Raw genomic sequence first — 20,298 nt, 5'->3', positions numbered from 1 at the left:
TCCTTAAACGCGTTCAATAATCAGGGCGATCCCCTGTCCGACGCCGATGCACATGGTGCACAGGGCGTAACGACCGCCGGTCCGTTTCAGCTGATAAGCCGCGGTCATCGCCAGCCGGCCGCCGGAGGCGCCGAGCGGGTGGCCCAGCGCAATCGCCCCGCCGTTAGGGTTCACGTGGGCGGCATCGTCCGGTAAGCCCAAATCGCGGGTCACCGCCAGCGCCTGCGCGGCGAAGGCTTCATTCAGCTCAATGACATCCATCTGGCCTAATGTCAGGCCGGTCTGCGCCAGCACCTTGCGCACCGCCGGCGCCGGGCCAAAGCCCATGATCCGCGGCGCAACGCCCGCCGTCGCCACGCCGACCACCCGGGCCAGCGGCTGAAGATCGTTAGCCGACAGCGCCGTCTCGCTGGCCAGCAGCAGCGCGCAGGCGCCGTCGTTAACCCCGGAGGCGTTACCGGCGGTAACGCTGCCGTCGGCGCGCACCACGCCGCGCAGTTTAGCCAGCGCCTCCAGCGAGGTGCTGCGCGGGTGCTCATCGCGGCTAAACAGCAGCGGCTCGCCTTTGCGCTGCGGCACCTGGACGGCGATCAGCTCATCGGCGAAACGCCCCGCCTCTTGCGCCGCGGCGGTGCGCAACTGACTGCGTAAGGCGAACGCGTCCTGATCGGCACGGGAGATGGCAAACTCATCGGCGACGTTTTCCGCCGTCTCCGGCATGGAATGCACGCCGTACAGGGCTTTCATCTGCGGGTTAATAAAGCGCCAGCCGATGGTGGTATCCTCCATCTGCATGCTGCGGCTAAAGGCGCTCTCCGCCTTCCCCATCACAAACGGCGCGCGGGACATGCTCTCCACCCCGCCGGCGATCATCAGCTGCGTCTCCCCGCTTTTAATCGCCCGCGCCGCGACGCCAATCGCGTCAAGGCTGGAACCGCACAGGCGGTTGATGGTGCTCCCGGGCACGCTCTCCGGCAGGCCGGCCAGCAGCAGCGCCATCCGCGCCACGTTGCGGTTGTCTTCCCCGGCCTGGTTGGCGCAGCCAAAGATCACATCGTCAATGCGCGAGGGATCCAGTCCTGGGTTCCGCGCCAGCAGCGCTTTCAGCGGCAGCGCCGCCAGGTCGTCAGCGCGCATCGTCGCCAGGGCACCGCCGAAACGGCCAAAGGGTGTACGCACCGCATCACAGATAAATGCCTGATTCATCATAGGTTCCTTACGCGCTTTCCGCCAGTTGTTGAAAGGTCAGCGCCACCGGAGTGATGCGCTGCAGCTCTTCAAAAGAGAGGCCGTTAAAGATTTCCCGCACCACCGGGCCGCGGTCGGTGATGTCGATCACCGCCTGGTCGGTATAGATCCGGCTGACGCAGCCGACGCCGGTCAGCGGGTAGCTGCACTGCGCCACCAGCTTGCACTCGCCGTCACGGGTCAGGTGGTCCATCATCACAAACACCTGGCGGGCGCCGATGGCCAGATCCATCGCCCCGCCAACGGCCGGGATCGCATCCGGCGCACCGGTGCTCCAGTTGGCGAGGTCGCCGCTGGCGGAAACCTGATAGGCCCCCAGCACGCAGATATCGAGATGACCGCCGCGCATCATGGCGAAGGAGTCGCCGTGGTGGAAATAGCAGCCCCCCTGCAGGAGGGTGACATACTCTTTACCGGCATTGATCAGCTCGGGATCTTCTTCCCCGGGCTGCGGTTTCGGCCCCATCCCCAGCAGGCCGTTTTCGCTGTGCAGGAACACCTCTTTGTCAGCGGGCAGGTAATTGGCGATGCGGGTCGGCAGGCCGATGCCGAGGTTGACGTAAGCGCCTTCGGGAATATCGCGGGCCACGCGCTGGGCCATTTCGTCACGGGTCAGTTTTTGCATGTCGGGCTCCTCAGGCGCGTTGTGCGGCAGTCAGGTTTTCCAGCGAGAAGACGCGCTGGACGAAAATGCCGGGGGTGATGATGTTTTCCGGATCGAGGTCGCCCAGCGCCACCAGCTGCGAGACCTCTACGATGGTGGTTTTCGCCGCTGTCGCCATGATCGGGCCAAAGTTGCGCGCCGCCTTGCGATAGACCAGGTTGCCCCAGCGGTCGCCCTGGTGGGCTTTAATCAGCGCGAAATCGGCTTTGATCGGGTACTCCAGCACGTAGTGGCGACCGTCGATTTCCCGTGTCTCCTTGCCTTCCGCCAGCGGCGTGCCGTAGCCGGTGGGGGTAAACACCGCCCCCAGCCCGGCGCCGGCCGCCTGGATCCGCGCCGCGAGGTTGCCCTGCGGCACCAGCTCCAGCTCCACTTTGCCGCGACGGTAGAGATCATCGAAAATCTGCGAATCCACCTGGCGCGGAAAGGAGCAGATCATTTTGCGCACCCGGCCCGCCTTGAGCAGCGCGGCGAGACCCACTTCCCCGTTGCCGGCGTTGTTATTTATGATGGTCAGGTCGCGAGCGCCCTGGTCAATCAGGGCGTCAATCAGAAAGGTCGGCTGGCCGGCGGGGCCAAAGCCGCCGATCATAATAGTCGCCCCATCGTGGATCCCGGCGATGGCCTCGCTCAGCGTCGATACGCTTTTATCAATCATCAGGTCGCTCCAGTGATGTGCGGTAATCGCACTTTTATTCGTTGTTCGCACAAAATGTGACCCGCTTAACGATGTCGGTCAAGGGCGATAATCGAAATATGGTGCGATAATCGAACATCGGTTATCTTTAGCGAAAGAATGTGATCGATGGCAAATATGGGGAACAGAAATGGACAAGCATCCAGACGATTTACTGACCGGCGACGGCGATCCGTTTAAAGGCGATCCTAACTTTATGGCCTCCCTGGCGCGGGGTCTGGAGGTGATTCAGGCGTTCACGCCGCAGCGGCCCCTGCTGTCTATCTCACAGATCAGTCAGAAGACCGGCATCCCGCGCGCCGCGGTGCGCCGCTGCCTGTATACCCTGAGCAAGCTGGGGTTCGTGTATGCCGAAGACGGTAAAAACTTTCAGCTACGGCCGCGGATCCTGGCGCTGGGCCACGCCTGGCTGGCCTCGACGCCGCTGGCGCGTTCGGCGCAGCCGGTGCTGCGGCATCTAAGCGAAATGCTCAATGAGTCCTGCTCCATCGCCACCCTCGACGGCGACGATATCCTGTATATCGCCCGCGCCTCCAGCTCGCGGATTATGACCATCGACCTGGATATCGGCAGTCGCCTTCCGGCGTGGGCGACCTCGATGGGCCGGGTGCTGCTGAGCCATCAGCCGGAGGAGAAGCTCAACGATATGCTGGGCCGGGTGACCATGATCCGCTATACCCCACAGACGGTGGATTCGGTGGCGAAGCTGCGCGCCGAACTGAAACGGGTGCATCAGCAGGGGTATGCCCTCAACGATCAGGAGCTGGAGATGGGGCTGCGCTCCCTCGCGGTCCCGCTGTTTAACGCTCAGGGGCAGGTCCAGGCGGCGCTCAACGTCGGGGTGCATGCGGGCCAGATGACGGCCCGCGAGATGATCGAGCGCGTGCTGCCGGAGCTGCAAAAAGCCGCCCGCGAGCTGACGCTGCTTCTGCGCTAACGACTGCGCTTGGCGTGCTGCTCCCAGGTCTCCTGCTTCGCCTGCGCCGATTTACGCAGCGCGACATAGCAGGCGCCGCTGCCTCCATGATGCGGAAGCGCGGCGCAGAAGGCCTGCACCTCCGGCAGCTCTTCCAGCCAGCGCGCCAGATAGCTGCGGATAATATTGGCGTGGGACTGGTCGTCGCGGCCTTTGCCGTGAACGATCAGCACATTGCGTAACCCCTCTTTCTGCGCCTGTACCATAAAGGCGAAGAGCATCTGCCGGCACTGTTCCACCGGCTGGCGCAGCAGGGAGAGGCTCGCCTGCTGGCTGTATTTCCCCCGCCGCAGCTTATCCAGCACGCCGCTCTGCAGCCCTTCTCGCTTAAACTCCAGCGGCGTGGCGAGCGGCACGATATCGAGATAGCCGGTGGTGAGAAAATTATCCAGCTGCAGGGTATCGACGCGTTGCGGGGCCCGGCTGTTACGCCCGGGATGCCAGTGCACGTCATGATTACGTTTCAGAGGCTGGACATCTTCCATGGCGTCAAGAAACAGGGATTTGTCATCAAGGTTCATGGGCTCTCCTCCAGCGGCTGTCGCCAGCTACTATAGCCGCCTCGCGCTCCCCTCTCAACGCGTTTAGCCGCGTTCGCTGGCAAAGTGAGCGCGACGGACGATTAAGGAAACAATTGTCGGCTCTGGCGGCGGAACAGGGTGATTAACGACGCCGTGAGCGGCGTCTGCCGGGTATCGCGCCGCTGGATCAGATAATAGGTGGCGGTGGGTAACACTTCACGGATGGGGATCATCACCAGTTTGTCGGCCATCAGCGGGTCGTTGCCCAGCTCCACCGGCAGGATGCTGAGAAAATCACTTTTCACCACCAGGCTGATGCAGGATGAGAACGTTTCGCAGACGATCCCCACCTTTGGCTCCCGTCCCAGCTGTTCGAAGCATTCCTGCAGCTGCTTGAAGTAGCTGCCGCGCGGCGTCGGCATGGTCCAGTGGTGATCCATCAACTCCCCCAGCGAGGTGGCCTGCGCCGCCGGATGGCCCGCGCGGGCGAACACCGCGAACGGTTTCTCAAACAGTTTCTCAAAGCTGAACTCATGGTCGTACGGCCCGGGGTAATAGGTATTAATGGTGAAATCCAGCTCCCCCTGGCGCAGCTCATTAATCATCGCCAGCAGCTGACCCTCCATGATCCGTACCTTCACCTGCGGATGCTGCTGATGAAAGCGGCAGATCACCGACGGCATCAGCGACCGGGCGACGCTGGCGCCAAGGCCAATATTAATTTGCCCGGCCTGTTCCCCCTGGCGCTGCAGCAGTTCATCCTGCGCCGCCCGCAGCTCCTCAAGGATCAGGCTCGCATGTTGATAAAAACTTTCGCCATTGTCGGTTAACGCCACCCCCTGGCTGCGGCGGACGAACAGCTGGGCGGAAAGCCCCTCCTCCAGCTCTTTAATCGCTTTGGTCAGCGCCGGCTGCGAGACCGCCAGCGCCCGGCTGGCGCCACGGATACTGCCTTCCCGGGCTACTTCGACGAAGGCGCGAATTTGATGAAATTTAATCTGAAATGCCATGCTTTTAGTGATAACCGTTGCTTATCAGACAGAAGAAAATGACATCTACTGTAATCCATCAGGCTGTGGCAGGTTAAGGGTGTTAAGGCCTGTAGCGCGTCAGTGATAAACAAAAGCTATCACATCGTGAACGCCGTCACATTTTTTACTTATGACAGGATAAGCTATGCCGCAACTTGATGAATACCTCCGCCAGCTGGCGCCCTCCATGACCCAATGGCGCCGTGATTTTCACCTGCACGCTGAATCCGGCTGGCTGGAGTTTCGCACCGCCAGTAAGGTCGCGGATATTCTTGACGGGCTAGGCTATCAGCTGGCGCTAGGCCGCGACGTCATCGATGCCGACAGCCGGATGGGGCTGCCGGACGAGGAGACCCTGGCCCGGGCTTTCGAACGCGCCCGCGAACAGGGCGCGCCGGAGCGCTGGCTGCCGGCGTTTGAAGGCGGTTTCGCCGGCGTGGTGGCCACGCTCGACACAGGGCGGCCCGGACCAACCCTGGCCTTTCGCGTCGATATGGATGCCCTCGATCTCAACGAACAGCATGACGACAGCCACCGCCCCCATCGCGATCATTTCGCCTCCTGCAACGCCGGCATGATGCACGCCTGCGGCCATGACGGCCATACCGCCATCGGGCTGGGGCTGGCGCATGTGCTCAAGCAGTATGCCGCCCAGCTCAATGGCGTCATTAAACTGATTTTCCAGCCTGCTGAAGAGGGTACCCGCGGCGCCCGCGCGATGGTGGCCGCCGGCGTGGTTGATGACGTGGATTATTTCACGGCGATCCATATCGGGACCGGCGTGCCGGCAGGTACCGTCGTCTGCGGTGGAGACAACTTTATGGCCACCACCAAATTCGACGTGCAGTTCAGCGGCGTGGCCGCCCACGCCGGCGGCAAGCCCGAGGACGGGCGCAACGCGCTGCTGGCCGCCGCCCAGGCCGCCCTTGGCCTGCACGCCATCCCGCCGCACAGCGCCGGCGCCTCGCGGGTCAACGTCGGGGTGATGCAGGCCGGTACCGGGCGCAACGTGGTGCCCTCTTCCGCGCTGTTAAAAGTGGAAACCCGCGGCGAAAGCGAAGCCATTAATCAGTACGTGTTCGAGCGGGCGCAGCACGTCGTCGCCGGGGCTGCGGCGATGTACGAAGCCCGCTACGAACTGCGCATGATGGGCGCGGCGACCGCCAGCGCACCGTCGCCGGCGTGGGTGGACTATCTGCGCGAACAGGCCGCCCGGGTGCCTGGCGTGCAACAGGCGGTGGATCGCATCGCCGCCCCGGCGGGCTCGGAAGACGCCACCCTGATGATGGCCCGGGTCCAGGCGCGCGGCGGCCTCGCCTCGTACATGATTTTCGGCACTGAACTCAGCGCCGGTCACCACAACGAAAAGTTTGACTTCGACGAGAGCGTAATGGCGGTAGCGGTCGAAACCCTGGCGCGCGTCGCGCTTAACTTTCCCTGGCAGCGGGGGGTGTAATGGAAGCCATTTTTCAGTTTGTGGACGAGGTGGTTGAGGCACAACGCGACACTTACTGCGCCATCGCCGACGACATCTGGGACCACCCGGAGACCCGCTTTGAGGAGTTCTGGTCAGCCCAACGGCTGGCCGACGCCCTGGAGGCGGAAGGTTTTCAGCTCACCCGCGATGCCGGCGGGATCCCGAATGCCTTTATCGCCAGAGTCGGTGAGGGCCAACCGGTCATTGCCCTGCTCGGCGAATTTGACGCCCTGGCGGGACTCAGCCAGCAGGCCCACAGCGCGGAACCGACGCCCTTGACACCGGGAGCCAACGGCCACGGCTGTGGGCACAATCTGCTCGGCACCGCGGCATTCGCCGCGGCGGTCGCCGCCAAAGGCTGGCTGCAGCAGCACGGCGACAGCGGCACTCTGCGCTTCTACGGTTGTCCCGGCGAGGAAGGCGGTTCGGGAAAAACCTTTATGGTGCGCGAAGGGTTGTTTGATGATGTCGATGCGGCGCTGACCTGGCATCCGGAAGCCTGGGCCGGGATGTTCAGTACCCGCACCCTCGCCAACATTCAGGCGGCATGGCGATTTACCGGCACCGCGGCCCACGCCGCTAATTCGCCGCACCTGGGCCGGAGCGCGCTGGATGCCGTCACCCTGATGACCACCGGCAGCAATTTCCTCAATGAACATATCATCGAGAAGGCGCGCGTCCATTACGCCATTACCGATACCGGCGGCGTCTCGCCCAACGTGGTGCAGGCGCAGGCGGAAGTGCTGTATTTGATCCGCGCGCCGGAGATGGCCGACGCTGAGCAAATCTTCGCCCGCATAGAGAAGATTGCCCAGGGGGCCGCGCTGATGACCGAGACCCAGGTCAGCTGCCGCTTTGAAAAAGCCTGCTCCAGCTATCTGCCCAACCGCACGCTTGAGGCGGCGATGTATCAGGCGGTCTGTCATTACGGTACCCCCGCCTGGAGCGACGAGGAACGCGCTTTTGCCGCGGCGATCCGCGCCACTCTCAGCGCCAATGATATTAACAACAGCCTGAACAATATTGCCGGCACCAGTGGCGAGGAAGGCAAAACGTTCGCTCGTCGCCACCGCGACACCTTGCTGATTGATGAGGTGGCGCCCTGGGCGGCCACGGATAACGTCCTCGCCGGATCCACCGACGTCGGCGATGTTAGCTGGAAAGCGCCGGTGGCCCAGTGCTTCAGCCCGTGCTTCGCGGTGGGTACCCCGCTGCACAGCTGGCAGCTGGTGAGCCAGGGCAGAACCTCCATTGCCCATAAAGGGATGTTGCTGGCGGGGAAAGTCCTCGCGGCGACCGCCATCCGTTTATTCAGCGACAGCGCCCTGCTGGCGGCCAGCCAGCAAGAGCTCAGGCAGGTACTGGCCGAACGCCCCTATCGTTGCCCGATCCCGGCGGAGGTGAGTCCGTCCGTTTTACGATAACCACTTAGAGGCTACTCCTGGCCAACGCTGACCGGCATCGCGGCACGCACCGACCATAATAACCGCCGGCAGTACGGGAGCAGGCCTGCCCAACACAACAACGACAACAGAGGAATGCCCATGAGTATGTCATCCATACCGTCATCTTCCCCCGGCGGAAAGCGCTATGGCTGGGTAGAGAAGATCGGTAACAAGGTCCCGCACCCGTTTTTGCTGTTTATCTATCTCATCGCCGTGCTGATCGCTGCCACGGCAATCCTCTCCGCCCTCAACGTTGGGGTACAAAACCCAACTGACGGTTCGCGGGTGGTGGTCAAAAACCTGCTCAGCGTGGAAGGATTGCACTGGTTTTTGCCGAACGTGATTAAAAACTTCAGCGGTTTCGCGCCGCTGGGCGCGATCCTCGCCCTGGTGCTGGGCGCCGGCTTTGCCGAGCGGGTGGGCCTGTTACCGGCGTTGATGGTCAAGATGGCCTCGCACGTCAGCGCCCGCTATGCCAGCTATATGGTGCTGTTTATCGCCTTTTTCAGCCATATCTCTTCCGATGCGGCGCTGGTGATTATGCCGCCGCTGGGGGCGCTGATGTTTCTTGCCGTCGGTCGGCATCCTGTCGCTGGTCTGCTGGCGGCGATAGCCGGCGTGGGCTGCGGCTTTACCGCCAATCTACTGATTGTCACCACCGACGTGCTGCTCTCCGGGATCAGCACCGAGGCGGCAAAGTCCATCGATGCCTCTTTGCACGTCAGCGTGATCGACAACTGGTACTTTATGGCGACCTCGGTGATCGTTCTGACGCTCGTCGGCGGACTGATCACCGATAAGCTGGTCGAGCCGCGGCTGGGCCAGTGGCAAGGCAGTCGTGATGAAAAGCTGCAGACGCTGACGCCCGGGGAGCGGTTCGGCCTGCGCATCGCCGGCGTGGCGACGCTGGTATTCGTGGCGGTCATCGCCCTGATGGTGGTCCCCGAAAACGGTATTCTTCGCGATCCGGTTCAGCATACGGTCATGCCCTCGCCGTTTATCAAAGGCATCGTGCCGCTAATTATCTTTTTCTTCTTTGTCGTGTCGCTGGCATACGGCATCGCCACCGGCAAAATTCGCCGCCAGGCCGACCTGCCGCAGTTGATGATTGAGCCGATGAAAGAGATGGCCGGGTTTATCGTGATGGTCTTCCCGCTGGCGCAGTTCGTGGCGATGTTCAACTGGAGCAACATGGGCAAGTTTATGGCCGTCGGGCTGACGGACCTGCTGGAGAGTTCAGGCATGAACGGTGTTCCGGCGTTTGTCGGCCTTGCGCTGCTGTCGGCTTTTCTGTGTATGTTTATCGCCAGCGGCTCGGCCATCTGGTCGATTCTGGCGCCGATCTTCGTGCCAATGTTTATGCTGTTGGGCTTTCACCCGGCGTTTGCGCAGATCCTGTTTCGTATCGCTGATTCATCGGTGCTGCCGCTGGCGCCGGTGTCACCGTTTGTGCCGTTGTTTCTCGGCTTTCTACAGCGCTACCGGCCGGATGCCCGCCTCGGCACCTACTACTCGCTGGTGCTCCCTTACCCGCTGATTTTTCTCGCCGTCTGGCTGCTGTTGCTGGTGGGCTGGTATCTGGTGGGACTGCCGATCGGCCCTGGCATCTATCCGCGGCTGTCTTAACCCACCGATGCGCCAGGGACGGCCGCCTTAGCTTAACGCGATATCTTCACTTTGAACTTACGGGTCGCTTCCCCGGCTCCGGCGAATATGCCGAAAAGCGCGCGATACCCCCGCTCAAGCAACAGCGACATACCGTGAATAACCAGACCGCTGAAGATCAGTACGATTACGCCAGTCAGTATATATTGCATAGCTCCACCTCTGAGTTATTAACCGCGCCGCGCCGACGCGGTAGCACTTTCCCGAGCGCGCACAGCGGCGCGGAGGACCGACGTCGTCAGCTTAAAAGTAGCAAAAACCCTGTCCGGTAACCCGCCAGGATCGATCCAAAAATAAATCATCGTGGCGATCGCAGAATACCTCCACGGCGGATAGCCCGCCGTGCTATCTGGCGATGCGGTTTTACCTTTTGGGAGTATAGTTGACTGCCGTCAGCGCGTGGTATCGTGTGCCTCTCATGTACGATGGTGGATGACAGAAACGATGTTGACCTTGCTGCAGGATAAAATGGATACCCCGCTGGGGCCGTTGTGGGTGCTTTGCGACGAACAGTTTAATTTGCGCGCCGTCGAGTGGGACGAGCACCGCGATCGGATGGAAACGCTGCTCGACGTTCACTATCGCCGGGAAGGCTATCAGCGCGTCGACTGCCGCAATCCCGGCGGTCTCAGCAGTAAGCTGAGCGACTATTTTGCCGGCGATTTAGCCATTATCGAGACTCTGCCTACCGCCACCGCCGGCACCCCTTTTCAGCGCCAGGTCTGGCAGGCGTTACGCGATATCCCCTGTGGCCAGGTGATGCACTACGGCCAACTGGCCAAGGCGCTCGGTCGTCCCGGCGCCGCGCGCGCGGTGGGCGCCGCCAATGGCGCCAATCCGGTGAGTATCGTGGTGCCCTGCCATCGGGTCATCGGGCGCAACGGCACCATGACCGGCTATGCCGGCGGCGTACAGCGTAAAGAGTGGCTTTTGCGTCATGAGGGCTATCTGTTGCTTTGACTGAAAATGCCTTTTCTGGAATTTTCAGGTAATTTTACAATCGAAAGTGGCGTAATAATCTCTTTTTAATCAATTAGATACACAGACGATTTGATTTACCCTGCTGATATTACGTGTTTCCGGGCCTGAAGACTTACCTGCTGATCAAAAAGATGTTAAAATTGACCAATATCAATTAAGGCCTGAGCAGACATATGATCCCTGAGAAGCGAATTATTCGACGCATTCAGTCTGGCGGTTGTGCAATCCATTGTCAGGATTGCAGCATTAGCCAGCTCTGCATCCCCTTTACTCTGAACGAGCATGAGCTTGATCAGCTGGATAATATTATCGAGCGGAAAAAGCCTATCCAGAAAGGTCAAACCTTGTTCAAAGCCGGTGATGAGCTGAAGTCGTTGTACGCTATTCGCTCCGGGACCATCAAAAGCTATACCATCACCGAGCAAGGTGATGAGCAGATCACTGGCTTCCATCTGGCGGGCGACCTGGTGGGCTTTGACGCCATCGGCACCGGTCTGCACCCGAGCTTTGCGCAGGCGCTGGAAACCTCAATGGTCTGCGAGATCCCCTTCGAAACCCTTGACGATCTTTCCGGAAAAATGCCCAATCTGCGTCAGCAGATGATGCGCCTGATGAGCGGTGAGATTAAAGGCGACCAGGATATGATCCTGTTGCTTTCCAAAAAGAATGCCGAAGAGCGCCTGGCCGCGTTTATCTATAACCTTTCTCGTCGTTTCGCCCAGCGCGGCTTCTCACCACGTGAGTTCCGGCTGACCATGACCCGCGGCGATATTGGCAACTATCTCGGCCTCACCGTCGAAACCATCAGCCGTCTGCTGGGCCGTTTTCAGAAAAGCGGCATGCTGGCGGTGAAAGGCAAATATATCACTATTGAAAACAGCGATCTGCTGGCCCAGCTGGCCGGACAGGCGCGCAACGTCGCTTAATCTCTGCGCAATACCTGGTCACGATCGGCAATTTTTTCAGATTTGTTGATCTGACCAGGCTCCTCCCCTGTTTCAATTCATCCATATAGGTTATCTTTTTAATAACTGACGGTAGCTGCAGTTGTAAGGAGACCCTGTATGGCGAAGTATCAGAGCATGCTGGTAGTAATCGATCCTAACCAGGACGACCAGCCGGCGCTAAGGCGAGCGGTGTACCTGCACCAACGGATTGGTGGACGCATCAAAGCCTTTTTGCCGATCTATGATTTTTCCTATGAAATGACCACCCTGCTGTCGCCGGACGAGCGGACGGCAATGCGCCAGGGCGTCATTGCCCAACGAACGGCCTGGATCCGCGAGCAGGCGAAATTCTACCTGGAATCGGGCGTGCCGATTGACGTGAAAGTGGTGTGGCACAATCGCCCCTTCGAAGCGATTATTCAGGAGGTGGTCAGTGAGAAACACGATCTGCTGCTGAAGATGGCCCACCAGCACGACAAACTGGAGGCGGTGATCTTTACCCCGACGGACTGGCATCTGCTGCGTAAATGCCCTTGCCCGGTGTGGATGGTCAAAGACCAGCCGTGGCCGGAAGGCGGCAAAGCGCTGGTCGCCGTCAATCTCGCCAGTGAAGAGAATTATCACAACACCCTTAACGAGAAGCTGGTTCGCGAGACGCTGTCGCTGGCGGAAGAAGTCAACCACACTGAAGTGCACCTGATCGGTGCCTACCCGGTGACGCCGATCAATATCGCGATAGAACTGCCGGATTTTGATCCCAGCGTCTACAACGACGCCATTCGCGGCCAGCATCTGCTGGCGATGAAAGCGCTGCGGCAGAAGTTTGGCATCGATGAAAAATTCACCCACGTCGAAAAAGGACTGCCTGAAGAGGTGATCCCGGACCTCGCCGAGCATCTGCAGGCGGGGATCGTGGTGCTGGGAACGGTCGGACGTACCGGCCTGTCGGCGGCGTTCCTCGGCAATACCGCGGAACAGGTTGTCGACCACCTGCGCTGTGACCTGCTGGTGCTGAAACCGGAGGCCTACCAGACGCCGGTGGAACTGGACGACGACGACGACGATTAACCGCTACCACTGATCTTCCCCCGCCTCGCGGGGGATTTTTTTGCTTGCTGCCAGCCAGGCACAAAAAAAGGGCCGTTGGCGGCCCCTGTCACTGTCCAGCGAGAATGGCTTAGTGGATACCCAGACGCCAGGCCAGATCGATCTCTTCTTTCAGCTCCAGCGAGGAGAGCGCCATCAGGTCAGCAAACTCCAGCTCCAGCAGTTTAAGTTTTTTCAGATACTGCGCTGGGGTCATGACGGTGGGGTCGCGGCGTAAGAATTCGATGGCCATCTGCGTTGGGGTTAACTCGGTATCCATAATATCCTCTGTCTGATGTAAGAACCGGAACATTATATCACCTCTTGCCGCTTATTTTATGAACAATTCCAGGCATCTCCCTGCATATAAAAAAGCCGTCTCACAGGAGACGGCTTATAAACAAACGTTGTAAAACAATTATGTTACATTACAGCGCTTTCAGGATCGCATCGACGCTGGCTTTAGCATCGCCAAACAGCATATGAGTGTTCTCTTTAAAGAACAGCGGGTTCTGTACGCCGGCGTAACCGGTGTTCATTGAACGCTTAAAGACCACCACATTCTGCGCTTTCCACACCTCGAGCACCGGCATGCCGGCGATCGGGCTCTTCGGATCGTCCTGCGCCGCCGGGTTGACGGTATCGTTGGCGCCGATCACCAGCACGGTGTCGGTGTCGCTGAAATCGTCGTTGATCTCATCCATCTCCAGCACGATGTCGTAAGGCACTTTGGCTTCCGCCAGCAGGACGTTCATATGCCCCGGCAGGCGCCCGGCCACCGGATGAATACCAAAGCGTACTTTGATACCCCGCGCCCGCAGCTTCTCGGTAATTTCTGCTACCGGATACTGCGCCTGAGCCACCGCCATACCGTAGCCCGGGGTGATGATCACCGAGTGCGAGTTTTTCAGCATCTCCGCCGTCTCTTCGGCACTAATCTCGCGATGCTCGCCCACTTCTTCATCGCCGCCGCTGGAGGAACCATCGGTGCCGAAGCCCCCGGCGATCACGCTGATAAAGGAGCGGTTCATCGCCTTACACATAATGTAAGAGAGGATGGCGCCGGAAGAGCCCACCAGCGCGCCGGTGACGATCAGCAGGTCATTACTCAGCATAAAGCCCGCCGCCGCCGCCGCCCAGCCCGAGTAGGAGTTGAGCATCGAGACCACCACCGGCATGTCCGCACCGCCGATAGAGGCCACCAGGTGCCAGCCAAAGGCCAGCGCGATCGCGGTCATCACCAGCAGGCACAGGACCTGGGTGCCGGTGCTGTCAGAGCGAACAAAAATCACCATCAGGATGAAGGAAACCACCAGCGCCGCCAGGTTCAGCTTATGGCGATTGGGCAGCATCAGCGGCCTGGAGGAAATTTTGCCGCGCAGTTTACCAAACGCCACCACCGAACCGGTGAAGGTCACCGCGCCGATGAAGATCCCGAGGAACACTTCGGTCAAATGAATATTGACCAGAATTTGCTCCATACCGGTTTCATGCTGCAGGTAGCTGTTGAAACCCACCAGCACCGCTGCCAGACCCACGAAGCTGTGCAGGATAGCCACCAGCTCCGGCATTTCGGTCATCTCGACCTTCTTCGCCAGACGAATACCGATCGCCCCGCCGATCACCATCGCAAGAATAATCCAGCCGACGTTGCCGGCGTCCGGCCCCAGGATGGTAGCAATCAGGGCAATGGCCATCCCGGCGATGCCGAAATAGTTGCCCTGCTGCGACGTTTCGTGTTTCGACAGGCCCGCCAGGCTGAAAATAAACAGGATTGCAGCAACAATGTATGCAGCCGTTACTAATCCACCAGACATGTGCTACCCCTTATCCTTTGCGAAACATTTTCAGCATGCGCTGAGTCACGGTAAAACCACCGAAAATATTAATGCTGGCGATCAGCACCGCGATAAAGCTCAGGAAGCTGACCCAGCCGCCGTGGCCTATCTGCAACAACGCGCCAACCACGATAATGCCCGAAATGGCATTGGTCACCGACATCAGCGGCGTATGCAGCGCATGGGAGACGTTCCACACCACGTAGTAACCCACCACGCAGGCCAGCGCGAAGACGGTGAAATGGCCGAGGAACTCTTTTGGCGCCACGTTGGCCAGCCAGCCGAAGAGAATAATCGCCAGCGCCATCAGCGCATATTTGCGCCACGGCGACGCCGGTTTCACCGCTTCTTTCGGCGCTTCCACTTTTTTCGCCGCGGCCTGCGGCTGAGCGGAGACCTGAATCGGCGGCGCCGGCCAGGTGATTTCACCTTCGCGAACAACGGTCACACCGCGCACTACCACGTCATCGAAATCGATAACGATATTGCCGTCTTTCTCTTTGCACAGCAGCTTCAGCAGGTTCACCAGGTTGGTGCCGTAGAGCTGGGAGGACTGGGTCGGCAGACGGCCAGGAAGATCGGTATAACCGATGATTTTCACGCCGTTGGCGGTGGTCACCACTTCGCCCGGTACGGTGTACTCACAGTTGCCGCCGTTTTGCGAGGCCAGATCGACCACCACGCTGCCCGATTTCATGGAGTCGACCATTTCGCGGGTGATCAGCTTCGGCGCCGGTTTGCCCGGGATTAACGCCGTGGTGACAATGATATCGACCTCTTTCGCCTGCGCGGCGAACAGCGCCATTTCAGCCTTAATAAAGGCCTCAGACATCACCTTGGCGTAGCCATCGCCGCTGCCCGCTTCCTCTTTAAAGTCCAGCTCGAGGAACTCGGCGCCCATACTCTGCACCTGCTCCTTCACTTCCGGACGGGTATCGAAGGCGCGAACAATAGCGCCCAGGCTGTTGGCGGCGCCAATCGCCGCCAGACCGGCTACCCCGGCGCCAATGACCATCACCTTGGCGGGCGGAACCTTGCCTGCCGCCGTAATCTGCCCGGTAAAGAATCGACCAAATTCATGCGCCGCTTCAACGATAGCGCGGTACCCGGCGATGTTGGCCATTGAGCTGAGCGCATCCAGCGACTGGGCGCGGGAAATACGCGGCACGGAATCCATCGCCATTACGTTGATATTACGGGCCGCCAGTTTTTCCATCAGCTGCGGGTTTTGCGCCGGCCAGATAAAACTAATCAGCGTGGTCCCCGGATTCAGCAGGGCAATTTCATCGTCATTCGGAGCATTGACCTTAAGGATGACATCAGACTGCCATACCTCGTCGCCGGTCACGATTTCAGCTCCTGCCTCGGCAAAGGCCTCATCGTCAAAGCTGGCCAGCTTCCCGGCGCCGCTTTCTACCGCGACGCTAAAGCCGAGTTTGAGCAATTGCTCAACGGTCTTCGGCGTGGCGGCGGCCCGGGTCTCCTGGGCTAGCCTTTCTTGTGGTACACCAATACGCATAGTTTTCCCTTCCATCGGTTTTTGATGATGGTTTACTTTTCTGCCCAACAACGCCAGGACGGCAAAATCTTCCTCGCCATCTTTCGCTGTCTACAAAATGAAACAGTAACAAACTTTTTATAACCTACTGAAAATACCGATTGTGATCTACTGCGATAAAACACAAATTTTGATTTTATTGCTTATTGTCAGCTCAGATGGGTCCGGGCAGCAATATTTACCTGAATTTGCCGCCCAGGCCTGATAATCCGCTTATCCTGCGGTATAAAACGCCATTTATCGCCATTGAGATCATTGTGTTAACATTACATTAACTAATAAAAGTGGTATTGATTATCGTTTTTGCTGGTCAAGCGCCTGTTTTTTCAACATATCGAAAAATGTTATCTTTCCGTAGTATACGATTCGGGCGGCAAGCAAAAATTGACGCAGACAGTCACGGCGATTAAATGCAATAATCAAACGTTTTCAGTCAACAACAACACCAGTATATGGTTTGCGCAAGGCAAAGGATTATTTTTATGAAGCTTAAAAACACCCTCCTGGCGTCTGCTCTCCTGACAACCGCCACGTTGTCTGCCCATGCAGCGACCGAGTTGACCCCGGAGCAGGCGGCTGCGCTGAAGCCCTACGATCGCGTTGTCGTCACCGGCCGGTTTAATGCCATTGGCGATGCGGTACAGGCAGTATCGCGCAAAGCCGACAAAGACGGCGCGGCCTCATTCTATGTTGTCGACACGTCGGACTACGGCAATGGCGGCAACTGGCGCGTCACGGCTGACCTTTATAAAGAAGACGCGCCGAAAGCGGATGCGCCGAAGAATCGCATTATCAACGGCGTGATGGAGTTGCCGAAAGATCAGGCCGTTGAGCTGATGCCTTACGACACCGTCACCGTTCAGGGCTTCTATCGCAGCCAGCCGGAAGTCAACGACGCCATCACCAAAGCGGCGAAAGCAAAAGGCGCCTATGCGTTCTTTATCGTCCGCCAGGTTGACGCCAACCAGGGCGGCAACCAGCGCATTACCGCTTATATCTACAAAAAAGATGCTGAAAAACGCGTGCTGCAGAGCCCGGACGCGATCCCGGCTGACTCTGAAGCTGGCCGCGCAGCGCTGGCCAAAGGCGGCGAAGCGGCGAAGAACGTTGAAATTCCGGGCGTTGCCACCACCGCCGCGGTGGGTTCGGGTACCGGCGTTGGGCGTTTCTTTGAGACTCAGTCTTCGAAAGGTGGACGTTACACTGTCACTCTGCCGAACGGCACTAAGGTCGAAGAAGTGAACAAAGTGACTGCGGCGCAAATGGTGCCGTTCGATAACATCCAGTTCACCGGCAACTACGGCAACATGACCGAAATCTCCTATCAGACGGCGAAACGCGCGGCGAAGAAAGGGGCGAAGTACTACCACATCACCCGCCAGTGGCAGGAACGCGGCGGCAACATCACCATCAGCGCCGATTTGTACAAATAATCGCTGCTGGCTGGCTAAAAAGGCGGCGCATTGCCGCCTTTTTATTTTTTTTCATCCCCCGCCATTGCATGGCCCCCGGACACTCCGTAAAATCCCGCGCCTTAGCGCAATCCTCCATTTTTATGCGATTTCGCAAAATAAATATTCTGGAACAGCCATTTTCACCTCGGGAATGCAATGGAAAAGAAACTGGGCCTGAGCGCCCTGACCGCCCTGGTCCTTAGCTCAATGCTCGGCGCTGGCGTATTCAGTTTGCCGCAAAATATGGCTGCCGTGGCCAGCCCCTCCGCTCTGCTCATTGGCTGGGCCATCACCGGCGTCGGGATCCTGTTTCTCGCTTTCGCCATGCTGCTCTTGACCCGTATTCGTCCCGACCTCGACGGCGGGATCTTCACCTACGCTCGCGAAGGATTCGGCGAACTGATCGGCTTCTGCTCCGCCTGGGGATACTGGCTGTGCGCGGTGATCGCCAATGTCTCCTATCTGGTTATCGTCTTTTCGGCGCTCAGTTTTTTCACCGATACCCCTGAGCTGCGCCTGTTTGGCGATGGTAATACCTGGCAGTCTATCGTTGGCGCGTCGGTTCTGCTGTGGGTCGTCCACTTTCTGGTCCTGCGCGGTGTCCAGACGGCAGCGGGGATTAACCTGGTGGCCACCCTCGCCAAGCTTCTGCCGCTGGGCGCCTTTGTCGCGCTCGCCGCCCTGGCCTTTCAGCTGGATACGTTCCGCCTCGATTTTAGCGGCCTGGCGCTGGGCGTGCCGGTATGGGAACAGGTCAAAAACACCATGCTGATCACCCTGTGGGTGTTTATCGGCGTGGAGGGGGCGGTAGTCGTGTCCGCGCGGGCGCGACACAAGCGCGACGTTGGCCGCGCGACGCTGCTGGCGGTGCTGTCGGCCCTCGCGATGTATCTGCTGGTCACCCTGCTGTCGCTGGGCGTTGTGCCGCGCAGCGAACTGGCCGAAATGCGTAACCCGTCGATGGCGGGACTGATGGTCAGGCTGATGGGGTCATGGGGGGAGATCGTCATTGCCGCCGGGCTGATCGTGTCGGTGTGCGGCGCTTATCTCAGCTGGACCATCATGGCCGCGGAGGTGCCTTTCCTCGCCGCCACTCATAAAGCCTTCCCGCGCCTGTTTGCCCGTCAGAATAGCAACAACGCCCCCTCCGCCTCATTGTGGTTGACCAATATCAGCGTTCAGGTATCGCTGGTGCTGATCTGGCTGACCGGGTCGGACTACGGCACGCTGCTGACCATTGCCTCTGAGATGATTCTCGTGCCCTATCTGCTGGTCGGCGCCTTTCTGCTGAAAATCGCCACTCGCCCGCTGCATAAAGCGGTGGCTATCGGCGCCTGTATTTATGGCATATGGTTATTATACGCGTCGGGGCCTGTGCATTTGCTGTTGTCGGTGGTACTTTACGCTCCGGGTCTTCTGGTCTTTTTGTACGCCCGACGTACGCACCAGCACGATCGTTCGCTCAAACGCCGCGAAGTGGCGCTAATTGGTTTATTGCTGGTTGCCGCTGTGCCGGCAACGTGGATGCTGGTGGGGTAAGCGGTCGCCCTGCCGCAGAACGCATAGGAGATACCCATGGCTGAACAACAGCCCCGCCCGATTCTGATCACAGGAGCAGGCCGCCGCATCGGCCTCGCTCTGGCACACCATTTTCTGCAGCAGCGCCAGCCGGTCATCGTCAGCTATCGTACGCCCTATCCGGCGATTGACGGCCTGCGCGAAGCGGGCGCGCTCTGCCTGCAGGCCGATTTTAGCAGCGATGACGGCATTCTGACCTTCGCTGAAGCGGTCAAATCACACACCGACGGTCTGCGCGCCATCATCCATAACGCCAGCGACTGGATGGCGGAAAAGCCGGGCGTCCCGCTGAGCACCGTCATCAACCGCATGATGCAGATCCACGTCCACGCCCCCTATCTGCTCAACCATGCGCTGGAGGCGTTGCTGCGCGGCCACGGCCATGCCGCCAGCGACATTATCCATATCACCGATTACGTGGTGGAGCGCGGGAGCGACAAACATATCGCCTACGCCGCCAGCAAAGCCGCCCTGGATAACATGACCCGCTCCTTCGCTCGCAAGCTGGCGCCAGAGGTTAAGGTCAACGCCATCGCGCCGTCGCTAATCATGTTTAATGAGGGTGACGACGAGGCCTATCGTCAGCAGGCGCTGGATAAATCGCTGATGAAAATCGCCCCTGGCGAAAAAGAGATTAGCGATCTCATCGATTACCTGTTTACCAGCCGCTACGTTACCGGCCGCTCATTCGCTGTCGACGGCGGCCGCCCGCTGCGCTAGTGGAAACGGCTCCAGCCGAGGATTAACAGCCAGGCGCACAGCCCCCAGCATCCCACTGCGCCTGCCAGCGCCAACGGCAGGCGCATAATCCCGGTGAAATACCACAGTGACAGCAGATAGATAAAATAGGGAAGAATCGACCACATGCCGAATACGATGGTCGCGCGCAGGGCTTCGATCCCCCGCTCGCTGGCGACAATATAATGGGCGATGAGCGCAAAGGTGGGAAACAGCGGGACCAGGCCAGCGATAGCGTAGTTTTTGGTTTTCGCCAGCACGCCAATCAGCACCACCACCAGCGCTCCCAACAGCCCTTTGATTAACAGCCCCATGCCCGTATGCCTTAACAGTGAATCAATAAGTTAGGGCAGCATAGCGGATTTAACGCTGTTTATAAAAGAGTAATGGCGGG

Annotated in this window: 20 protein-coding genes; 10 read left to right on the top strand and 10 right to left on the bottom strand. The window is 59.4% G+C overall.

Annotated features, from left to right (window positions below; genetic code table 11):
* Positions 1 to 3 precede the first annotated feature (3 nt).
* The 3 genes from pcaF to KHQ23_RS01405 are packed head-to-tail and all read right to left on the bottom strand — an operon-like array spanning position 4 to position 2,570.
* Positions 4 to 1,206, bottom strand: a complete 1,203-nt coding sequence (gene pcaF, locus KHQ23_RS01415) for a 3-oxoadipyl-CoA thiolase (RefSeq protein ID WP_004179693.1) — start codon at positions 1,204 to 1,206, stop codon at positions 4 to 6.
* A gap of 10 nt (positions 1,207 to 1,216) precedes the next feature.
* Positions 1,217 to 1,873 (bottom strand): 3-oxoacid CoA-transferase subunit B, encoded by a 657-nt coding sequence (locus KHQ23_RS01410; RefSeq protein ID WP_073553549.1) that lies wholly within the window; start codon positions 1,871 to 1,873, stop codon positions 1,217 to 1,219.
* A gap of 10 nt (positions 1,874 to 1,883) precedes the next feature.
* Complete coding sequence (locus KHQ23_RS01405) at positions 1,884 to 2,570, bottom strand: 3-oxoacid CoA-transferase subunit A (RefSeq protein ID WP_002903522.1); 687 nt, start codon at positions 2,568 to 2,570, stop codon at positions 1,884 to 1,886.
* 169 nt (positions 2,571 to 2,739) lie between these two features.
* On the opposite strand from KHQ23_RS01405, the gene KHQ23_RS01400 reads away from it, so the two are divergent.
* Positions 2,740 to 3,546: an IclR family transcriptional regulator C-terminal domain-containing protein gene (locus KHQ23_RS01400; RefSeq protein WP_004143057.1), complete on the top strand. Its 807-nt coding sequence runs from the start codon at positions 2,740 to 2,742 to the stop codon at positions 3,544 to 3,546.
* On the opposite strand, the gene smrA is transcribed toward KHQ23_RS01400, so the two are convergent.
* Together smrA and KHQ23_RS01390 are read right to left on the bottom strand one after the other, a co-directional pair.
* A complete protein-coding gene (gene smrA / locus KHQ23_RS01395; protein ID WP_009760676.1) occupies positions 3,543 to 4,106 on the bottom strand; it encodes a DNA endonuclease SmrA in 564 nt (187 codons plus the stop codon). The two genes, KHQ23_RS01400 and smrA, sit on opposite strands and share 4 nt — an antisense overlap.
* A 101-nt stretch (positions 4,107 to 4,207) precedes the next feature.
* Positions 4,208 to 5,116, bottom strand: a complete 909-nt coding sequence (locus KHQ23_RS01390; RefSeq protein WP_002903460.1) for a LysR family transcriptional regulator — start codon at positions 5,114 to 5,116, stop codon at positions 4,208 to 4,210.
* 166 nt (positions 5,117 to 5,282) lie between these two features.
* On the opposite strand from KHQ23_RS01390, the gene KHQ23_RS01385 reads away from it, so the two are divergent.
* The 3 genes from KHQ23_RS01385 (at position 5,283) to abgT (ending at position 9,685) form a co-directional block, all read left to right on the top strand.
* A complete protein-coding gene (locus KHQ23_RS01385; protein ID WP_015958358.1) occupies positions 5,283 to 6,593 on the top strand; it encodes a M20 family metallo-hydrolase in 1,311 nt (436 codons plus the stop codon).
* Positions 6,593 to 8,038, top strand: coding sequence for a M20 family metallopeptidase (locus KHQ23_RS01380; RefSeq protein WP_032434467.1), 1,446 nt, complete (start codon positions 6,593 to 6,595; stop codon positions 8,036 to 8,038). The genes KHQ23_RS01385 and KHQ23_RS01380 overlap by 1 nt, the downstream gene beginning before the upstream one ends.
* A 120-nt stretch (positions 8,039 to 8,158) precedes the next feature.
* Positions 8,159 to 9,685 (top strand): p-aminobenzoyl-glutamate transporter, encoded by a 1,527-nt coding sequence (abgT, locus tag KHQ23_RS01375; RefSeq protein WP_002903400.1) that lies wholly within the window; start codon positions 8,159 to 8,161, stop codon positions 9,683 to 9,685.
* Between the two features lie 32 nt (positions 9,686 to 9,717).
* On the opposite strand, the gene KHQ23_RS01370 is transcribed toward abgT, so the two are convergent.
* On the bottom strand, positions 9,718 to 9,876 hold the full coding sequence (locus KHQ23_RS01370; protein ID WP_002903398.1) for a hypothetical protein: 159 nt from the start codon (positions 9,874 to 9,876) through the stop codon (positions 9,718 to 9,720).
* 292 nt (positions 9,877 to 10,168) lie between these two features.
* Between KHQ23_RS01370 and ogt the strand changes: the two genes are divergently transcribed.
* The 3 genes from ogt to uspE all read left to right on the top strand — a co-directional run bounded on the left by ogt (position 10,169) and on the right by uspE (position 12,720).
* Entirely contained in the window at positions 10,169 to 10,684 is a 516-nt protein-coding gene (ogt, locus tag KHQ23_RS01365; protein WP_032434465.1) for a methylated-DNA--[protein]-cysteine S-methyltransferase, read from the top strand.
* Positions 10,685 to 10,878: 194 nt separating this feature from the next.
* Positions 10,879 to 11,631 (top strand): fumarate/nitrate reduction transcriptional regulator Fnr, encoded by a 753-nt coding sequence (gene fnr / locus KHQ23_RS01360; RefSeq protein ID WP_002903394.1) that lies wholly within the window; start codon positions 10,879 to 10,881, stop codon positions 11,629 to 11,631.
* A 138-nt stretch (positions 11,632 to 11,769) separates the two neighbouring features.
* Positions 11,770 to 12,720, top strand: coding sequence for a universal stress protein UspE (gene uspE, locus KHQ23_RS01355; RefSeq protein WP_002903391.1), 951 nt, complete (start codon positions 11,770 to 11,772; stop codon positions 12,718 to 12,720).
* A 109-nt stretch (positions 12,721 to 12,829) separates the two neighbouring features.
* On the opposite strand, the gene KHQ23_RS01350 is transcribed toward uspE, so the two are convergent.
* From KHQ23_RS01350 to pntA, 3 genes are all read right to left on the bottom strand, one after another.
* A complete protein-coding gene (locus KHQ23_RS01350; protein ID WP_002903388.1) occupies positions 12,830 to 13,018 on the bottom strand; it encodes a YdiH family protein in 189 nt (62 codons plus the stop codon).
* Positions 13,019 to 13,166: 148 nt separating this feature from the next.
* Positions 13,167 to 14,555 (bottom strand): Re/Si-specific NAD(P)(+) transhydrogenase subunit beta, encoded by a 1,389-nt coding sequence (gene pntB, locus KHQ23_RS01345; protein WP_002903386.1) that lies wholly within the window; start codon positions 14,553 to 14,555, stop codon positions 13,167 to 13,169.
* A gap of 10 nt (positions 14,556 to 14,565) precedes the next feature.
* Complete coding sequence (gene pntA, locus KHQ23_RS01340; RefSeq protein ID WP_004148265.1) at positions 14,566 to 16,095, bottom strand: Re/Si-specific NAD(P)(+) transhydrogenase subunit alpha; 1,530 nt, start codon at positions 16,093 to 16,095, stop codon at positions 14,566 to 14,568.
* Between the two features lie 521 nt (positions 16,096 to 16,616).
* On the opposite strand from pntA, the gene ydgH reads away from it, so the two are divergent.
* The 3 genes from ydgH to folM all read left to right on the top strand — a co-directional run bounded on the left by ydgH (position 16,617) and on the right by folM (position 19,886).
* Positions 16,617 to 17,567 carry a DUF1471 family protein YdgH gene (gene ydgH / locus KHQ23_RS01330; RefSeq protein WP_002903384.1) on the top strand — a complete coding sequence of 317 codons (951 nt, stop codon included), beginning with the start codon at positions 16,617 to 16,619 and terminating at the stop codon, positions 17,565 to 17,567.
* 177 nt (positions 17,568 to 17,744) lie between these two features.
* Positions 17,745 to 19,127, top strand: a complete 1,383-nt coding sequence (locus tag KHQ23_RS01325; protein ID WP_032434463.1) for an amino acid permease — start codon at positions 17,745 to 17,747, stop codon at positions 19,125 to 19,127.
* 36 nt (positions 19,128 to 19,163) lie between these two features.
* Positions 19,164 to 19,886, top strand: a complete 723-nt coding sequence (folM, locus tag KHQ23_RS01320) for a dihydromonapterin reductase (RefSeq protein WP_004176334.1) — start codon at positions 19,164 to 19,166, stop codon at positions 19,884 to 19,886.
* Here folM and KHQ23_RS01315 read toward each other — a convergent pair.
* Positions 19,883 to 20,218, bottom strand: a complete 336-nt coding sequence (locus KHQ23_RS01315) for a GlpM family protein (protein ID WP_002903379.1) — start codon at positions 20,216 to 20,218, stop codon at positions 19,883 to 19,885. The genes folM and KHQ23_RS01315 overlap by 4 nt on opposite strands.
* Positions 20,219 to 20,298: the final 80 nt, after the last annotated feature.

It is taken from the genome of Klebsiella sp. 64, assembly GCF_018223915.1.
In the GTDB taxonomy this organism is placed as follows: domain Bacteria; phylum Pseudomonadota; class Gammaproteobacteria; order Enterobacterales; family Enterobacteriaceae; genus Klebsiella; species Klebsiella pneumoniae.
Note: the sequence above shows the minus strand (reverse complement) of the source record. Positions and strands in the feature narration are given on the sequence as shown.